Annotated in this window: 17 protein-coding genes; 8 read left to right on the top strand and 9 right to left on the bottom strand. The window is 68.6% G+C overall.

Translation table 11 applies throughout. The annotated features are described in order from the left end of the window. Positions 1–189: 189 nt before the first annotated feature. Both GGR89_RS08270 and GGR89_RS08265 read right to left on the bottom strand, forming a co-directional pair. Positions 190–384 (bottom strand): HP1242/YdcH family protein, encoded by a 195-nt coding sequence (locus GGR89_RS08270; protein WP_241213595.1) that lies wholly within the window; start codon positions 382–384, stop codon positions 190–192. A 237-nt stretch (positions 385–621) separates the two neighbouring features. Beyond that, complete coding sequence (locus GGR89_RS08265) at positions 622–1146, bottom strand: glycine zipper 2TM domain-containing protein (RefSeq protein ID WP_125977076.1); 525 nt, start codon at positions 1144–1146, stop codon at positions 622–624. A gap of 177 nt (positions 1147–1323) precedes the next feature. On the opposite strand from GGR89_RS08265, the gene GGR89_RS08260 reads away from it, so the two are divergent. Beyond that, entirely contained in the window at positions 1324–1665 is a 342-nt protein-coding gene (locus GGR89_RS08260) for a WYL domain-containing protein (protein ID WP_125977075.1), read from the top strand. Positions 1666–1674: 9 nt separating this feature from the next. Here the strand turns inward: GGR89_RS08260 and GGR89_RS08255 are convergent, their stop codons facing one another. Beyond that, positions 1675–3984, bottom strand: a complete 2310-nt coding sequence (locus tag GGR89_RS08255; RefSeq protein WP_125977074.1) for an ATP-dependent helicase — start codon at positions 3982–3984, stop codon at positions 1675–1677. Positions 3985–4115: 131 nt separating this feature from the next. On the opposite strand from GGR89_RS08255, the gene GGR89_RS08250 reads away from it, so the two are divergent. From GGR89_RS08250 to GGR89_RS08235, 4 genes are all read left to right on the top strand, one after another. Beyond that, positions 4116–5696: a putative bifunctional diguanylate cyclase/phosphodiesterase gene (locus GGR89_RS08250; protein WP_125977073.1), complete on the top strand. Its 1581-nt coding sequence runs from the start codon at positions 4116–4118 to the stop codon at positions 5694–5696. Next, positions 5693–6394 carry a hypothetical protein gene (locus GGR89_RS08245; RefSeq protein WP_125977072.1) on the top strand — a complete coding sequence of 234 codons (702 nt, stop codon included), beginning with the start codon at positions 5693–5695 and terminating at the stop codon, positions 6392–6394. The genes GGR89_RS08250 and GGR89_RS08245 overlap by 4 nt, the downstream gene beginning before the upstream one ends. 155 nt (positions 6395–6549) lie before the next feature. Next, complete coding sequence (locus GGR89_RS08240) at positions 6550–6693, top strand: hypothetical protein (RefSeq protein ID WP_164521884.1); 144 nt, start codon at positions 6550–6552, stop codon at positions 6691–6693. A 63-nt stretch (positions 6694–6756) separates the two neighbouring features. Further along, positions 6757–8400: an inorganic phosphate transporter gene (locus GGR89_RS08235; RefSeq protein WP_209092186.1), complete on the top strand. Its 1644-nt coding sequence runs from the start codon at positions 6757–6759 to the stop codon at positions 8398–8400. A gap of 36 nt (positions 8401–8436) precedes the next feature. Here GGR89_RS08235 and GGR89_RS08230 read toward each other — a convergent pair whose 3' ends face one another. Beyond that, positions 8437–8610, bottom strand: a complete 174-nt coding sequence (locus tag GGR89_RS08230; RefSeq protein WP_164521852.1) for a hypothetical protein — start codon at positions 8608–8610, stop codon at positions 8437–8439. A 125-nt stretch (positions 8611–8735) separates the two neighbouring features. Here GGR89_RS08230 and GGR89_RS08225 point away from each other — a divergent pair, with 125 nt between their 5' ends. Next, a complete protein-coding gene (locus GGR89_RS08225) occupies positions 8736–9998 on the top strand; it encodes an MFS transporter (RefSeq protein WP_125977070.1) in 1263 nt (420 codons plus the stop codon). 4 nt (positions 9999–10002) lie between these two features. Here GGR89_RS08225 and rsmD read toward each other — a convergent pair whose 3' ends face one another. Together rsmD and GGR89_RS08215 are read right to left on the bottom strand one after the other, a co-directional pair. Continuing rightward, entirely contained in the window at positions 10003–10542 is a 540-nt protein-coding gene (rsmD, locus tag GGR89_RS08220) for a 16S rRNA (guanine(966)-N(2))-methyltransferase RsmD (protein ID WP_084583171.1), read from the bottom strand. Continuing rightward, positions 10542–12089, bottom strand: coding sequence for a pseudouridine synthase (locus GGR89_RS08215; RefSeq protein ID WP_125977069.1), 1548 nt, complete (start codon positions 12087–12089; stop codon positions 10542–10544). The genes rsmD and GGR89_RS08215 overlap by 1 nt, the downstream gene beginning before the upstream one ends. A 109-nt stretch (positions 12090–12198) precedes the next feature. Here GGR89_RS08215 and GGR89_RS08210 point away from each other — a divergent pair, with 109 nt between their 5' ends. Beyond that, positions 12199–12630 carry a response regulator gene (locus tag GGR89_RS08210; protein ID WP_125977068.1) on the top strand — a complete coding sequence of 144 codons (432 nt, stop codon included), beginning with the start codon at positions 12199–12201 and terminating at the stop codon, positions 12628–12630. Positions 12631–12636: 6 nt separating this feature from the next. Here the strand turns inward: GGR89_RS08210 and GGR89_RS22645 are convergent, their stop codons facing one another. Then, positions 12637–12768, bottom strand: a complete 132-nt coding sequence (locus GGR89_RS22645) for a hypothetical protein (RefSeq protein WP_277600116.1) — start codon at positions 12766–12768, stop codon at positions 12637–12639. A gap of 26 nt (positions 12769–12794) precedes the next feature. Then, the gene (locus GGR89_RS08205) at positions 12795–13988 is read right to left on the bottom strand and encodes an aromatic ring-hydroxylating oxygenase subunit alpha (protein ID WP_125977067.1); all 1194 of its coding nucleotides are present in this window, start codon (positions 13986–13988) and stop codon (positions 12795–12797) included. 502 nt (positions 13989–14490) lie between these two features. Here GGR89_RS08205 and GGR89_RS08200 point away from each other — a divergent pair. After that, complete coding sequence (locus tag GGR89_RS08200) at positions 14491–15771, top strand: MFS transporter (RefSeq protein ID WP_241218039.1); 1281 nt, start codon at positions 14491–14493, stop codon at positions 15769–15771. Between the two features lie 4 nt (positions 15772–15775). Here GGR89_RS08200 and GGR89_RS08195 read toward each other — a convergent pair whose 3' ends face one another. Continuing rightward, positions 15776–16207 (bottom strand): DUF6628 family protein, encoded by a 432-nt coding sequence (locus GGR89_RS08195; RefSeq protein ID WP_125977066.1) that lies wholly within the window; start codon positions 16205–16207, stop codon positions 15776–15778. Between the last annotated feature and the right edge of the window lie 2 nt (positions 16208–16209).

The following is a 16209-nucleotide window of genomic DNA, read 5'->3' as shown; positions in this document are numbered from 1 at the left end:
CACCCCGGAACAAGGGGCCAAACCATGGTTTAGTCGAACGCGAAACGACGCTTCCAGGAGATTGAAATGGGCAAGGGCATCCTATTGTGGCTGTTGGGGATTCCGCTTCCCATCATCATCCTGCTGCTGATCTTCTGGCATTGAGGACATAGGGTCCGGCGGCGATCGCCGGACCCAGCCCGCCGTCGCTCAGCGGCGGCTCGGCACCAGCGCGAGCCGCGCGGCCGGCCCCGGTAGATGCAGGTGCAGCCGGTCCTTCACCGCAAGCTTGTGCTTCTTGAGCTGCGCCAGGCGGAACGCGTCCGGCAGGTGGCGGCGCAATTCGCTGCGGATCTCGCGCTCGAGCATCCGGTGGGTGGCGATCAGGCGTTCAACAATCGTCATCGTCATGGCTCCAAATCGATGATTGCATCGATCGAGCGGCCCGATGGAGAGGGTGGTGCGAGGGAGTGGGAGAACACCGCCGATCCTGCACCGAGCACGCTCGATGCGGTCCGACATCACGGGGCTTCAGGTGAAGCCGCCGCCAGAGGGGCCCGGTCCCGCAGGTTCAACATAGGCATGGGTCGTCGAAGGACAAGGGGCTTCGCGACGGAAATGTGCGAAGCCCCGGAGCGCGCCTCAGCGGCAGCGCACGTCCTGGTTGTTCATCTGGTTGTTCCGATCGACCGAGTTGCCGATCGCGCCACCGGCGATCGCGCCCAGCAGCGTGCCAACGGTGCTGGAACCACGACCGGAAATGACGTTGCCGAACAGGCCGCCTGCCGCCGCGCCGACGATCAGGCCGGTGGTGCCGTCCGGGCGCTTGCAGTAATAGCGCCCGTCGTCGCCGCGATACACGCGGTCGTCGCGGCTCAGCACGCGCTCGCTGCCGCCGGGACGGTAGTAGCGCGACGGCTCCCAATCGCCTTCATCGCGAATGTCGACCCGCGGCGGTGGGGGCGGGGCGTGGGCGAGCCAGTCGCTGTAATTGGCGTAGCGCTCGGAGGCCTGCTGGAACAGGCGATATTCACGGTCGAACCGATCGCGCGCAGCTTCGAAGCGGGCGCGCTCCTGGTCCGGCGAGGCATATTGCTGCGCCGAGGCCGGCGCGGCGACCGAAAGGCCTGCGGTCGCGAGGGCAACCAGGGCCAGGACATGCTTCATGCGAGTCTCCTTCATTCACCCCGGCCGGCGCAGTGGCCGGGTCGGCGGTTCCATCCGCCCTTGCGCGTGAAGCGCGGCTGAACGAAGCTATGCGCGAAACAAGGCTGGGAGGGGAGTGTCCGATGGTATATGCGGTTTGCGCTTGCTGCCCTGCAGCATTGGTATCATATTTGTCTCATGAACGTTAGCGCCGCCGTGACCGAAGCTCCCGTCAACAATACGCCTTTCGTGCTGGAAGGCATCGTCCGCCTGCGGTGCCTGCAGGTGACCTATAATCGCACGCGGATGATCGTCGCGCCGTACATCCTCTACACGCGCAACGAGTCGCTCTACACCGATGCGCAGATCGTCTCGCGCGAAGGTATGCTGCCGCGCGAGCCCAAGATCGCCACCTTCAAGGTCGACGGCCTCAAGGAAGTCTCGGTGCTCGATCGTGCGTTCGAGATCGGCGAGATGTTCGATCCCGAGCTCGACAAATATGTCGGCAACACGCTGATGAAGGTCGAGCCCGAAGCCTGACCTCGTTGGTCACTCGGGCACGCTGACGAAGCTGTCCATCACCCGCTTGCGCCCGGCCTGCTCGAAATCGATCTCGAGCTTGTTGCCTTCGATCTCGGCGATCGTGCCATAGCCGAACTTCTGGTGAAACACGCGCATGCCGAGCGACAGGTCGCCGCGCGGCTTGGCGCCGAAGCTGACCGCCGAAGCACGACTTTCCAGCACGCGCGGCTGGTCGCGGGTGAAGGTGCGGGGCGTGAAGCCGCCGCCCGGGTTCTTCGTGTCGACCCCCGCCGCGCGCTGCCAGCCCGGACCCCGGCCCGCGCCGCGCGAGACGTCGGCGAAGGGATCGCTCCGCTCGCTCCAGTTCGCCCGCCACAGGCTCTCGCCGCCGGTCATCGTGCTTTCCGACTCGACATGCTCGGGCGGCAGCTCGCCGACGAAGCGGCTCGGCAGGCTCGACGTCCATTGCCCGTAGATGCGGCGATTGGCGGCGTGGAGGATGATCGCCCGCCGCCGCGCCCGCGTGATCGCGACATAGGCGAGCCGGCGCTCCTCCTCGAGGCTCGCCAGCCCGCCCTCGTCGAGTGCGCGCTGCGACGGGAAAATGCCTTCCTCCCAGCCGGCGAGGAAGACCGTGTCGAACTCCAGCCCCTTGGCGGCGTGGATCGTCATGATCGTCACCTTGGGCTCCTCGGCGGAGGCCTCGTTGTCCATCACCAGGCTGACATGTTCCAGGAAGGCCGAGAGGCTCTCATACTCCTCCATCGCCCGGACGAGTTCGTTGAGGTTCTCCAGCCGCCCCGCCGCCTCGGCGGTGCGGTCGGCCTGCCACATCGCGGTATAGCCGCTTTCGTCGAGGATGATGCGGGCAAGATCCGGGTGCTGGAGGTCGTCGCCCATGCTCCGCCAGCGCGCCATGTCGCCGATCAGGTTGCCGAGCGATCGCCGCGCCTGCGGGGTCAGTTCGTCGGTATCGAGGATGCGCGCCGCGGCCGTGGCCAGCGGCAGTCCTTGCGCGCGCGCGAACTGGTGGACCTTGGCCAGCGCCTTGTCGCCGAGGCCGCGCTTGGGAACGTTGACGATGCGCTCGAAGGCGAGGTCATCCGCGGGCTGCGCGACGACGCGGAGATAGGCGAGCGCGTCGCGGATTTCCTGGCGCTCGTAGAAGCGGAAGCCGCCGATAATGCGATAGGGCAAGCCGATCGCGATGAACCGGTCTTCGAACTCGCGGGTCTGGTGCTGGGCGCGGACGAGGATCGCGGTGGCGTCGAGGCTGAGCCCGCCGCGCTGCAGCCCCTCGATCTCCTCGCCGACTCGGCGGGCTTCCTCGGGCCCGTCCCACACGCCGAGCACCTTGACCTTCTCGCCGACGTCGACCTCGGTCCACAGCGTCTTGCCGAGCCGCCCGCCATTGTTGGCGATCACGCCCGAAGCGGCGCCGAGGATATGCGGGGTGGAGCGGTAATTCTGCTCCAACTTGATCACAACGGCACCGGGGAAGTCCTTCTCGAACTTCAGGATATTTTCCACCTGCGCGCCGCGCCAGCTGTAGATCGACTGGTCGTCGTCGCCGACGCAGCAGATGTTCTTGCGCTCCTGCGCGAGCAGCCGCAGCCACAGATACTGGACCGAGTTGGTATCCTGATACTCGTCCACCATGATATAGCGGAAGCGCTTCTGATACTGGTCCAGCACTTCACGATTTGTCTTAAGAATGGTGAACATGTGGAGGAGAAGGTCGCCGAAGTCGCAGGCGTTGAGCAGCCGCAGCCGCTCCTGATACTGGGCGTAGAGCGACTGGCCGCGACCATTGGCGTAGCTCTCGGACTCGCCGGCGTCGAGGTCGGCGGGGATCATCCCGCGGTTCTTCCAGCCGTCGATCAGCCCGGCGAGCTGGCGCGCGGGCCAGCGCTTCTCGTCGAGATCGTTGGCGATGATCAGCTGCTTGAGCAGGCGGAGCTGGTCATCGGTATCGAGGATGGTGAAATTGCTCTGCAGCCCGACCAGCTCGGCATGGCGGCGGAGCATCTTCGCGCCGATCGCGTGGAAGGTGCCGAGCCAGGGCATGCCTTCCACCGCTTCGCCAACCAACCGGCCGACGCGCTCGCGCATCTCGCGCGCCGCCTTGTTGGTGAAGGTGACGGCGAGGATCTCCGACGGATAGGCCTTTCGCGTCCACAGCAGGTGCGCCAGCCGGGCGGTGAGCGCTGCGGTCTTGCCCGTGCCCGCGCCGGCCAGCACCAGCACCGGGCCTTCGGTGGTCAGCACGGCCTCGCGCTGGGGTTCGTTCAGGCCCTGCAGATAGGGCGCGTCCTGGGGAGTAGGGGCAAGCGACATCCGTGAACAACTAGGGAACGTCGCCGGCGGGGGCAAGCGCCGGAAGGGTGGAGAGCCTCCGTAGCGCTACGGAAGCGGCGCTCTGCATATCTGCTCTACAATGAAATTGGCCCCCCGGCCGTGGAGACAGCATGCGCCGGCCGTCCAAAAAGACTCGCCACCACGTCATCCGGCCGATCGAGGCCGTGGTGATGCTGGGCAGCGCGGCCCTGGCCGCGACGTTTTTCGATCGGACGGACATGTTCGAGCAACTGCTCGCCTTCATGGCCGCGCATGAGGCGTGGCAGCTCGATGAATATTTCATCACCATCGCGCTGTCGGGCATCGGCTTCATCGTGCTCGCGGTACGCCGTGCCGCGGACCTTGCCCGCGAGATCGACCAGCGCGAGGCGGCGGAAGCCCGGGCCAACCAGCTCGCGCGGCACGATCCGCTGACCGGACTCGCCAATCGCCGGGTGCTGCAGGACGAGCTGCCGCTGCTGATCGAGCGCGCCGCCGATGAGGGCGCGCAGTGCAGCCTGTTCTGCATCGATCTCGATCACTTCAAGCCGGTCAACGACGTCCATGGCCATGAAACCGGCGATGCCGTGCTGGTGCAGGTCGCGGAACGGCTCGCCACGCTGGCGCGCGGCGGCCTGCTCGCGCGGGTGGGCGGCGACGAGTTCGTGCTCGCGCTGGTCCATGGCGACGGCAGCGATACCGCCAAAAGGCTGGCGACACGCATCATCCGCGGGGTCAGCGCGCCCTATCAGGTCGGCGATCGGCGGATCGAGATCGGCGCGACGATCGGCATCGCGCGCAGCCCGAACGACGCGCTCCAGGCCGACGAACTGCTCCGCGCCGCCGATGTCGCGATGTACGAGGCCAAGCGGGCCGGGCGGGGCACCTGCCGCTTCTTCCAGACCGAGATGGATTCGCGGCTCCGCGCCCGGGCGGCGCTGGAGGCCGATCTGCGCGGCGCGATCGAGCGGGGCGAGGTGATGCCCTATTACCAGCCGGTGATGGCGCTCGCCGATGGCAGGGTCGTCGGCTACGAGGCACTCGCGCGCTGGCAGCATCCCACGCGCGGGATGATCGCGCCCGACGAATTCATCCCGATCGCCGAGGATCTCGGCCTGATTGACATGCTGTCGGTGCGGATCCTCCACCAGGCCTGCATCGCCGCGCGCGACTGGCCGCCCGATGCGACGCTGTCGATCAACATCTCGCCGATCCAGCTCAAGGACCCCTGGCTGTCGGCGCGGCTGCTCGCGGTGCTCAGCGAGACCGGGTTCGCGCCGGGGCGACTGATCGTCGAGGTGACGGAAAATGCGATCATCGAGGATATCGACGCGGTGAGCGAGCTGTTCCGCTCGCTGCAGCGCACCGGCATCCGCATCGCGCTCGACGATTTCGGCAAGGGCTATTCGAGCCTGTCGCATCTGCGCCAGCTGCGCTTCAACCATCTCAAGATCGACAGCTCCTTCGTCCGCACGATGGACTCGGCGGAGAGCCGCAAGATCGTTCGGGCGGTGGCGGGGCTGGGGCGGGCGCTCGGCATGCCGGTGACCGCCGAGGGCGTGGAGACACCCGCTGCGGCAGAGGCGCTGCGCGAAATGGGCTGCGAGCAGGCGCAAGGCTTCTTCTATGGTCGCCCCAGGCCGGTCGCCGATCCGGCGCCCCGCGCTGCCGAGCAGCGCAGCGACGGGCCGACCGAGGTCGATCGCGCATGATGTGGCGGGGGTGGGGGTGGGCGATCGCCGCGCTCGCCCTGCCGGCTGCCGCGCATGCCCAGAGTGGGCCCGAGCAGATCGAGCAGCTCGAACCCGGGGCGGGCGAATGGCAGCTGCAATATTCAGGTGCCTATGGCGGTGCCGACGGCCATGAGCTCGAGATCGGCCGCGGCGTCGGCCGCCACTGGGCTCTCGGCGTGGGGGCCGAGGTGGAAGCTGTGGACGGCCATCTGCAACTGGACGGCCTTTCCGCGGTCGCGCTGCTTCGCCTGATCGAGCCGGACGATCGGCCGGTCGGGCTGGGAATGATGGGGCAGGTCTCGGTCGATCGTGCGGGGCGCTATGCCGGATCCGAGCTCCGCGGCATCGCCGAGTCGCGCAGCACGCGCTGGTGGCTTCAGGCCAACGTCATGCTCCGCCACCGGCGCGAGGAGGGCGAGGCGGGGACGAGCCTCGACTATGTCGCGTCGATCCAGCACGGGCCTGCGCCGCTCTGGTACGGCATCGAGGTCTCCGGCCGCGCCGTTCGACTTGCCGGGGATGACGATGTGGCGCCCGCCGGGCAGCATTACATCGGGCCCAGCCTGACCTATCGCAGCGCGCATTCGGGCCTGGAGCTGGGGCTTGCCTGGATGGCACGGGTCGCTGGCGGCGGTGCGCCTTCCGGCCCCCGGGTATTTGCCCAACTCGATTTCTGAGCACCGCGCGGGTCGCTTACTGCCGTAACCCGAATTTCCGAGCGGTGCATCGTGCGGCGGATTGCCCTGGCGCGACGCGGCGCCTATGGGCGGCGTCAGATTAACCCATGGCAAACTGGTTTTCCTCGCGCCGGACGAAGGTCCGGCTAGCAGCGGTGCTGACGCTCGCCATCGTCGCAGCGGTGGTTGCTTGGCGTGCGCCGCCGACGAAAGATCCCGCCTGCGTGCCTGGGCGGCAGGAAGAACGGGATTCCAGCGGTAAGCTTGTGCGTATCCGGCACACCGAATGCCTGCGCTGAGCCCTGTGGCCGCCATGCTTTGTCATCACCCCGTCACAAGCCATCCCCAAAGGCGCTAACATCATGGCGACGCTAGCAATGGACCAGGCTCCGTCGGCAGAATTGCCGCGAAGTCCCCGATTCACCGACAAGACTCACCCCATAGCCAAGCTCCTCTTCGTCGCGATCCTGGTCGGCGGCCTGGCCTTTGCCGGGTGGAGCATCGTCGTCGACACTCGCCAGGCGGGCGAGCAGCTTGCATTGGGCGTGTTCGCGTTCCTCGGGCTTGCGCTGCTGATCGCGCTGGGGTTCGAGTTCGTCAACGGCTTCCACGACACCGCCAATGCGGTGGCGACCGTGATCTACACCAACTCGATGCCGGCACAGTTCGCCGTGGTCTGGTCGGGTTTCTTCAATTTCCTGGGCGTGATGACGTCGAGCGGCGCGGTCGCCTATGCGATCGTCACTCTGTTGCCGGTGGACCTGATCCTCAACGTCGGGTCCTCGGCCGGCTTCGCGATGATCTTCGCGCTGCTGAGCGCCGCCGTGCTGTGGAACCTGGCGACCTGGTATGTCGGGCTGCCCAATTCCTCGAGCCATGCGCTGATCGGATCGGTGCTGGGCGTCGGCTTCGCCAACCAGCTGATCCTCGGCGGATCGCGCGGGGGCACCGCCGGCGTCGATTGGGGCCAGGCGACCAAGGTATTCTCCGCGCTGTTCTGGAGCCCGCTGATGGGCTTCGCCTGCGCGCTGCTGCTCCTCCTGGTGATGCGGGTGGTGTTCGCCAAGCGGAAGACGTTGTTCCGGGCGCCGGAAGGCAATGCGCCGCCGCCGCGCGGGATTCGCGCGCTGCTGATCGCTACCTGCACCGCGGTCTCGTTCTTCCACGGCTCGAACGACGGCCAGAAGGGCATGGGGCTGATCATGCTGATCCTGATCGGCTGCGCTCCCACCGCCTATGCGCTCAACCGCACGCTGCCGACGAGCGCCACCGCGGCCTTCGTCCAGACCTCGCACGCGGCCACCGCCGTGTTCGACTCACGCAGCGGCGCCACGACACTGACGCCGGCCCAGGCGCGTACCACCCTCACCGACGCCCTGCAGCATCGCAAGGCCGAGGGGGCGAAGGTCTATGCCGCTCTCGGGGCGCTGTCGCAGTCCTTGACCGAGCAGGTGGCCAGCTATGGTTCGCTGAGCAAGGTGCCGGCGCGCGCGAGCTCGAACATCCGCAACGACATGTATCTCGTGCTGGATACCAGCAAGCTCGCGACCAAGAAGCCGGAGGGGTTCAAGCCGGAAGAGCTGAAGGCGCTGAAGGCCTATCAGGACAGCCTGGAGAGCGGCACGCGCTTCATTCCGCTGTGGGTGAAGATCGTCGTCGCGCTGGCGCTGGGCCTGGGCACGATGATCGGCTGGAAGCGGATCGTCGTCACCGTCGGCGAGAAGATCGGCAAGCAGCACATGACCTATGGCATGGGTGCCGCCGCCGAGATCGTCGCCGCCGCGACGATCATGGGCGCCGATCATCTCGGCGTGCCGGTGTCGACCACCCACATCCTGTCGTCGGGCGTGGCAGGCGCCTCGGTCGGCAGCGGTTCCGGGCTGCAGGCGCGGACGATCCGCAACATGGCGCTGGCCTGGCTGATGACGCTGCCCGCGGCGATGCTGCTCTCGGGCGGGCTCTACTGGCTGATGCTCACCGGCATCCGCCTCTTCGGCATCCACTGATCGGAAGGGCGGGACGCACGTCCCGCCCTTTTCGCATCAGCCGCGCAGCAGATCGTGCGCGGCGAGGTGCAGGCCGGCCCGGACCCCGCTGGTATCGGCGCGGAGATCCGCCTTCACATGCTCGACGGGGTTGTAAGCAGCGACCAGCACGCCCGCGAGCAGGCTGAAGACGGCCGCATAGACCAGACGCTTGATGGGCGATTCGCGCATATCCGACTCCCTTTTTCCGGTGCTGCGATTGCGGGGGTTCGATACCGCGGCGAAACTGACGCCCGGCTGAACGCGGCTTGACCCGCGCGATAACTGGCCCGAGGGAGGCGGCCGGAGGATCGCACATGGCCCATGCCGCCACGCCCGCCTCCCACCGCCGCATCCTGTTCGCGAGCCTGGTGGGGACGTCGGTCGAGTTCTACGATTTCTACATCTATGCCACCGCGACGGCGCTGGTGTTCGGCCCGCTGTTCTTCCCGGTGCAGGAGCCGTGGCTGCAGCAGGTCGCGGCCTATGCGAGCTTCAGCGTCGCCTTTTTCGCGCGACCGCTGGGCGGGCTGGTGTTCGGCCATTTCGGCGACCGGCTGGGGCGCAAGTCGACCTTGGTCGCCTCGCTGATGCTGATGGGTGCCTCCACCGTGCTGATCGGGTGCCTGCCCGGCCATGCGATGATCGGCTGGGTGGCGCCGCTGCTGCTCTGCCTGCTCCGCTTCGGACAGGGGCTGGGGCTGGGCGGCGAATGGGGCGGGGCGAGCCTGCTGGCGGTGGAATATGCCCCCAAGGGCTGGGCGTACCGCTATGGCAGTTTCCCACCGCTCGGCGCGCCGGTGGGCTTCATCGCCGCCAACGGGCTGTTCCTGCTGCTCGGCGCCTTCCTCACCGAGGATGCGTTCCGCGACTGGGGCTGGCGCCTGCCGTTCCTCGCGAGCGCGGTGCTGGTCGGCCTCGGGCTATGGGTGCGCCTGCGCATCGCGGAAACGCCCGCCTTCGTCGAGGCGGCCGAACATGCCCCGCCACCGCAGGTGCCGCTGGGTGTTCTGCTCCGCAACCATCTCGGTGCGACGCTGGCGGGGACGCTCGGCACCGTTGCCTGTTTTGCGCTGTTCTACGTCGCCACGCTGTTTGCGATCGGCTTCGGTACAAAGACGCTCGGCTATCCGCGCGAAGCCTTTCTCGGCGCCGAGCTGGCCGCGATCCTGTTCATGGCGCTGGGCATCGGCGTCGCCGGCTGGCTGGCGGACAAGCGCGGCGCGACCCTGGTACTGGCGCTCGGCTGCATCGCGATGGTGCCGCTGGGGCTGGCGATGCCCGTGCTGCTGGTGCCGGGCTCGCTGCTCGCGGTGTTCGTCTGGCTCGCCGCGGGGCTGTTCGTGATGGGCTTCGTCTACGGGCCGCTCGGCGGCTGGCTGCCCAGCCTGTTCCCGGCGCAGGTCCGCTACACGGGTGTTTCAGTGACCTTCAACCTGGGCGGCATTCTCGGTGGCGGGCTCACCCCGCTGATCGCGCAGACCCTGGTCGAGCGCGGCGGGATCGGCATGGTCGGCTGGTATCTTGCAGGGGCCGCCGGGCTCAGCCTGATCGGGCTGCTGCTCACCCGGCGGCGCTGATCCTTCAGGCGGGGCGAAGCAGGGTCAGCTTCGCCTTGCCATAGACGCGGTCGGCATCGACCACAAAGCCGGCAAGCTCGACATCCTCGGTCTTGCCCGTCTCGATGCTGATCCAGGTGCCCGGGCCGGTCCAGCCGAGCCGCGCCAGCTTGTCGAGCGCGACGATGCCGGCGCCGGTGCCATAGGGCGGGTCCATCAGGATCAGGTCTAGCGGCGCGCGGGCAGGGCCCAGCGCCATCACCGAGCCGGGGCGGACATCGGTGCCCTTGGCGCCCAACTTGGCGATGTTGGCCTTGAGCGCATCGAGCGCGGCGCGGTCCTGCTCGACAAACAGGCACGAGGCGGCACCGCGCGACAGTGCTTCCAGCCCGAGCGCGCCCGATCCGGCGAAGAAATCGCCCACTGCGAGCTCGTCGAAGCTGCCGAGCCGCGAGGCGAGCATCGAGAACAGCGCCTCGCGGGTGCGATCGGCGGTGGGGCGGGTGGTGTCGCCCTTGGGCGCGGCGAGCGGGCGGCCGCGCCAGTCTCCAGCGATGATCCGCATCAGCTGCGCCCCCTCGGCGGACGGCCGGGACCGCCGGGCCGTTGCGGGCGATTGCCCCCGCCGCTGCCGCCGGGCCGCGGCGTGCGCGGACGTTCGGACGTGGTACCACCGCCGGGACGCGGTGTGCGAGGGCCGCGCGGGCGCTCGCCCTCGTCGCCGCCGAACCGCGACGGGCGTGGTGCTCGGTTGCGGTCGGCTCCGTCGCCGCGCGGCTCTGCGCCCCGCGGCCCACGCGGCCGTTCGCCGTCATTTCCGCCGAACCGAGCGGGCCGCGGCCCGCGACTGCGTTCGGCCGAGTCGCTGTCAACTCGGGCTGTCCGCGGGCCTCGAGAACGATCCCCGTCGGCACCGCCGAAGCGCGACGGGCCGGCGGGACGACCGCTCTCGCCACTGCGCGACCAAGTCCGCTCGCCGTCCCGCGGCGTGCGCGGGCGCTCGGCACCCTGCTCGCCGCGCGCATCACGGCGGCCACGGGGCCGATCGACCAGATCGCCAGCGCGCGGCTCGCGGGTGTCGCGGAAGGACTTGGCGCGGGCGGCACGCGCGGGCTTGCCGACACCGCCCTCGCTGCCTTCGCGGACGCCGAGCCGCCCGCCGGTGCGCGGCCGTTCCTCGTCGTCCTTGGGCTTGGCCTTGGGGGTGGCGCGGGCGGTGAATACCGGTCCTTTTGCCACGGGGGCGGGCTTGGCGATGCGGCGACGCCCTTGGGGTTCGACCTTGGCAGGCTTCTCGACCGGCTCGATCGCGCGCTGGCGGGTGGCGAACTGCAGGTTGGACGCCGCCTTGCCGCCGCCGGCTTTGCCCAGCACGGTGCGGAAGGTGATCAGATCGGCCTGGCGGATCTCGTCGACATCGCCCGTGGGAAGATCGTTCAAGTAGAAGGGGCCATAGCGGGTGCGGATCAGCCGGCTGACCTGGAGCCCGAGGAATTCGAGGACGTTGCGGACTTCGCGGTTCTTGCCCTCGGTCAGCGTCATCTCGATCCAGAGATTGGCGCCGGTCCGCCGCTCGATATTGGCGTTGATCGGCCCGTAGCGGACGCCCTCGATCTCGATGCCGAGCATCAAGTCCTCGAGCTGCTCCTGGCTCACCTGGCCATAGGCACGGGCGCGATAGGTGCGCTCGACGCCGCTCGCCGGCAGCTCCATCTCGCGCTTGAGCTCGCCGTCGGTGGTGAGCAGCAGCAGGCCTTCGGTGTTGAGGTCGAGTCGGCCGACCGGCATCACCCGCGGCAGCCCCTCGGGCATCCGATCGTAGATGGTCGGGCGGCCGGTGAAGTCGCGCTCGGCAGTGAGCAGGCCGGCGGCCTTGTGGTAGCGGAACAGCCGCGCAGGAGTCGCCGCGGCGACGGGATTGCCGTCGACGGTGACGCCGTGGAGCGAGGTGAGGATGGTCGCGGGGGTATCGAGGGTGGTGCCGTTGAGCGCGATGCGCCCCTCGGCGATCATCCGCTCGATCTCGCGCCGCGAGGCGATGCCGGCACGGGCGAGGAGCTTGGCGATACGCTGCGGCGTACCGGCGGTTTTGATAGGCTTGGAGTCAGACACCGCAGCGCTATAGCGATTTCGACGGTGCTGGCAAAAATATATACGGTGCCAGTTTGTGACTTGCGCGTTACGGGCTTTGCCAAGCGGTTGATTCGGGGGCGCAACTAGGATGCTGTTCGGAAGGAAGAAGCGGCGGATCGAACATCTGCTCGTCGTCGAGGACGAGCCGCTGGTGGCGTTCGATACCGAGCATTTCCTCCGCGAGTCGGGTTTCACCATCGTCGCGACCGTCGACTCGGTGGCGGATGCGACCCGGATCGTCGATACCCATGAGGTGCTGGATCTGGTGCTGGCCGACATCAACCTGGCAGATGGGAGCGGGATCGAGGTGGCGCGCAATGCTTTCGCGCGCGGGGTGCCGGTGCTGTTCGTGACCGGCGCCTGCCCGGCGGATGCGCGGGCGCTCGCGGCGGGATGCCTCGCCAAACCCTATGCGCAGCGCGATCTGGTGCTGGCGATCAATGCGATCGAGGCGGTGCTGGAAGGCGGCAAGATACCGCGCCGCCTGCCCAGCAGTTTCAACCTGTTCCTGGGCGGCTGACGCCGATCAGTGGACGAACAGCGTCACGACCACCCCGGCCCAGGCGAACACCGAGGCGAGCACCGCGAGGTTCGCGACCATTTCCTGCGGCGAGGCCTGCTTGGCGGATGCGGCGGCGCGGGTGCGGGTACGGGACATAGCGAACTCCTTTGTCGATCCCGGCGTTATAGCACCCCTTCCTGAACAGAAGCCTGACCGAAGGGGCGAGTCGCACCGATCACCGGCATGTTGTCGCACGAAACCCACGCATCGACCGCATCGTGGAAAACGCGGACCCCCTGTTCGAGCTGGCCGAGCGTCACCTGCTCGATCGCGCCCGCTTCGAGGCCCTGCTGGGCGAGCGCGCAAGCCCGGAAATCCTCGGATGCGAACACCCCGCCGTCGAGCAACTGCCAGCTGCGCTCCCAATGGTCGCGGGCCTTGTCGGTGGCGGGGGCCTCGGGGATCAGCATGAAGTCCTCGACCCAGACCTCGTCCACCGCGCGCGGCATCAGCACCATCAGGTTGATGTAATCGGGGCTTACGGCGAGCACGGCGCCGGGAAACATCTGGTAGGTATAGGTGATCGCACCGCGCAGGGTGGGCCAGTCCTCCGACTCGAGTGCGGCGATGCTCGCGGCACGTCCCACCGCCGAGCGCTGGTGCGGCCCGATGCGGTCGGCGGCGGAGACGCCGTCCTGGAAGAAGGGGGCGATGCTGCCGGCGTGGAGGCGCTGGATATGGTAGCTCTCCAGGAAGGCGTCCATCACCAGCTTCCAATTGGCCGGCACGCGGTGGGTGCGCCGGCGGAAGCAATGCTGGCCCGCAAGATCGAACGCGGCGAAATCCTCCGCCAGCGTGCCGGCATGGGTGAAATCGGCGGCTTCGTCGAAGGCGAACCAGATCAGCCCGCCGGCCTCGTGGGTGGGCAGGCGGCGCAGCGCGAACGCGGCCCTGTCGAGGCCGGGAAACGCCTCGGCCCGGGGTATCCCGGCGAGGCGGCCGTCGAGCGTGTAGCTCCAGGCGTGATAGGGGCAGACGAGGCGGGGGGCGGTGACCGCGTCGCACCCTTCCACCAGCCGCGTGCCGCGATGGCGGCAGACGTTGAGGAAGACATGCGCCGCGCCCTGCTTGTCGCGCGTGATCAGCAGCGGCTTGCCGAAACCGTCGTGCGGGACGGCCATACCGGGCTCGGGCAGCAAGGCTGAGGGCGCGAGGACGAGCGGCGCGCGATCGAAGATACGCGCGCGCTCGGCGGCGAAGCGTTCGGAGCTGGTATAAACGCTCGCGTCGATGTGCCTTATCGGGCCCGCACCGACGTCGCCGCCTTGCGCCAGCATCGCCGCCAGCGCGCGCTGGCCCTGGGTCGGTGCGTTCATGGCTATCCTCTCCCGAATTTTCGGCTAGTTTCGCGCCTCTATGCCGAACCAACAAGCCCCCATCGCGGCGAACGACCGCGCCAGCACCTTCTATGTCCTCGCCCAGGCGGCGCTTGTCGCAGGGCTCTTGCTGCTGGCGGTGCCTTGGGTGCGCATCGGCGGCGCGGTACTGCCGGGCTATGGCTTCGCGGCGGGCTGGAGCGACGGCGCCGCCAAGCTCGCGCCGTCGATGACCTTCCTGCTCGGCCTGCTCGCGCTGGGCGCAACGCTGGTGCTGAGCATCGCCTGGCGCCGTCGGGGCGGGGCGAGCCTGCTCGTCGCCGGAAGCCTCGTCGGCGCGGCGCTGCTGGCGCTCGCGGTGCTGTTCACGCTGTTCTCGCCGCCCAAGTCGCTGGCGGGGGCGCCGCTCTCGCTCGACTGGGGCGGCGGCGCTGCGCTCGCGGCGTTCGTCGCGGCATTCCTCCTCGCCAAAACGGCGGCGCCGGCGGACTGGCGCGCGGACCTGCCCGAGGGTGTGCGGCCCTATTTCGCAAAGGGGCCGCTCGCCTCCTTCGCGCTCGGCGTCTCGTCGGGCTTCCCGTTCGCGATGATCGGAGCGACCCTCACCACGCGGCTTGCGCAGACCGGCATCGACAAGTCGACCGTCACCGCGTTCACGCTCGCCATCCTCGTCTACAACTTCAAGTTCCTCTGGGCGTGGATCGTCGACAGCGTGCCGATCCCGGTCCTCGGGCGACTGGGCCAGCGCGTCTCGTGGCTCATCGTGGCCGGCCTGCTGGTGGTCGCGGCGACCATCAACCTCGCGCTGGTCGTGCCCGATCCGGCGAACATCTGGCCGACGGTCACCGCGGCGGTGCTGATGGGCGCGGCGGGCGCCACCTATGACATCGTCATCGACGGCTACCGCATCGAAGTGCTCCAGCCGCACGAGCTCGGCTATGGCTCGGGCATGTCGCAATATGGCTGGCGGATCGGCTCGGTTGCGGCGGGTGCGATCGCGCTGGTCGTGGCGGGGCAGGCGGGCTGGACCGCAGGTTATGCCGCCTGCGCCGTGTTCGCGCTGCCCGCGATCCTCACCGGCCTGATCGTCGGCGAGCCCGCGCGGCACCGCGCGCCTGCCGAGCGGCGCAGCATCGCGACGGTGGCGCGAGGCATCTGGGGACCGTTCGTCCAGTTCTTCGCTCGCGAGGGCGCGCTGATCGTGCTGCTGTTCATTCTGGTCCACAAGATCGGCGACACGCTGGCCAACCTCACCTTCCGGCTGCTGTTCAACGATCTCGGCTTTTCCAATGACGAGATCGCCTTCTACGACGTGTCGCTGGGCTTCCTCGCGTACATGCTCGGCATCTTCCTCGGCGGCGTGCTGTATGCGCGGATGGGGATGAAGCGATCGGTGATGCTGAGCCTGATCCTGATGGCCGTCTCCAACCTCAGCTTCGCGGCGCTCGCGGCGGCGGGGCATTCCAACCTCGGAATGGCGGGCGCGATCGGCTTCGAGAACATCGCCAGCGGCGTCGGCGGGGTGGTGGTGATCGCCTATTTCTCGGCGCTGACCGACCTGCGCTTCACCGCGGCGCAATATGCGCTGATCTCGGCGGGCGCGAGCATCGTCGGCCGGTTCATCACCGGCACGACGGCGGGCAGCCTGATCGAGGCGATGGGCTATGCGAATTTCTACCTGTTCACCACCGTCATCGCGCTGCCGGGCGTCGCGCTCTACTGGTGGATGATGCGCAGCGGGCTGGTCGACCGCTCGATCGGCAGCGCGGGCCAGGCGCGCTAGGCGCTCACGGCTCCAGCGGCAGCGCCAGGTCGGCGAAGCTCTGCGCCAGCGCGTGCGCGGTCGGCAGCAGGCCGGTGGCGTCGCGCACGCCGATCAGGTCGGCGAGCAGCAGCGCGGCGGCGTGCGGGTTGGTGCGGACCTTGCCCAGCGCGCCGATCAGCGCCGCCTCGGACGCGGTCATGCGCGGGCAGCACCAAGGGGCGATCTGCACCGGGCCCGTGGCCATGGCCGACATCTCGTGCATCAGCGCGCGGAGCAGCATCAGCGGGCGACGAAAACCCTTGCCGAACGCGACGAGGAAGGCGTGCGCGGTGCTGGCGTCGTGCAGTCCGTTGCCGCCGGTCTGGCGGACGCCGAACAGCAGCAGCCGCACGCCCGGATCCTCGGGCTGGAGCTGGGGCAGGGCGGTGACGAGGGTCTGGACGGACGGCTGCATGT

Origin of the sequence: Sphingomonas trueperi, from assembly GCF_011927635.1 — a bacterium.
Lineage (GTDB): Bacteria > Pseudomonadota > Alphaproteobacteria > Sphingomonadales > Sphingomonadaceae > Sphingomonas > Sphingomonas trueperi.
The sequence above is the reverse complement of the archived record's forward strand: the minus strand, read 5'-3'. Positions and strand labels throughout refer to the sequence as shown.

Bases quoted from the DNA above. Each gene is read 5' to 3' on its own strand.
- GGR89_RS08270 (WP_241213595.1), bottom strand. From the start codon at position 384: ATGACGATTGTTGAACGCCTGATCGCCACCCACCGGATGCTCGAGCGC.
- GGR89_RS08265 (WP_125977076.1), bottom strand. From the start codon at position 1,146: ATGAAGCATGTCCTGGCCCTGGTTGCCCTCGCGACCGCAGGCCTTTCG.
- GGR89_RS08260 (WP_125977075.1), top strand. From the start codon at position 1,324: ATGAACGTTAGCGCCGCCGTGACCGAAGCTCCCGTCAACAATACGCCT.
- GGR89_RS08255 (WP_125977074.1), bottom strand. From the start codon at position 3,984: ATGTCGCTTGCCCCTACTCCCCAGGACGCGCCCTATCTGCAGGGCCTG.
- GGR89_RS08250 (WP_125977073.1), top strand. From the start codon at position 4,116: ATGCGCCGGCCGTCCAAAAAGACTCGCCACCACGTCATCCGGCCGATC.
- GGR89_RS08245 (WP_125977072.1), top strand. From the start codon at position 5,693: ATGATGTGGCGGGGGTGGGGGTGGGCGATCGCCGCGCTCGCCCTGCCG.
- GGR89_RS08235 (WP_209092186.1), top strand. From the start codon at position 6,757: ATGGCGACGCTAGCAATGGACCAGGCTCCGTCGGCAGAATTGCCGCGA.
- GGR89_RS08230 (WP_164521852.1), bottom strand. From the start codon at position 8,610: ATGCGCGAATCGCCCATCAAGCGTCTGGTCTATGCGGCCGTCTTCAGC.
- GGR89_RS08225 (WP_125977070.1), top strand. From the start codon at position 8,736: ATGGCCCATGCCGCCACGCCCGCCTCCCACCGCCGCATCCTGTTCGCG.
- rsmD (WP_084583171.1), bottom strand. From the start codon at position 10,542: ATGCGGATCATCGCTGGAGACTGGCGCGGCCGCCCGCTCGCCGCGCCC.
- GGR89_RS08210 (WP_125977068.1), top strand. From the start codon at position 12,199: ATGCTGTTCGGAAGGAAGAAGCGGCGGATCGAACATCTGCTCGTCGTC.
- GGR89_RS22645 (WP_277600116.1), bottom strand. From the start codon at position 12,768: ATGTCCCGTACCCGCACCCGCGCCGCCGCATCCGCCAAGCAGGCCTCG.
- GGR89_RS08205 (WP_125977067.1), bottom strand. From the start codon at position 13,988: ATGAACGCACCGACCCAGGGCCAGCGCGCGCTGGCGGCGATGCTGGCG.
- GGR89_RS08195 (WP_125977066.1), bottom strand. From the start codon at position 16,207: ATGCAGCCGTCCGTCCAGACCCTCGTCACCGCCCTGCCCCAGCTCCAG.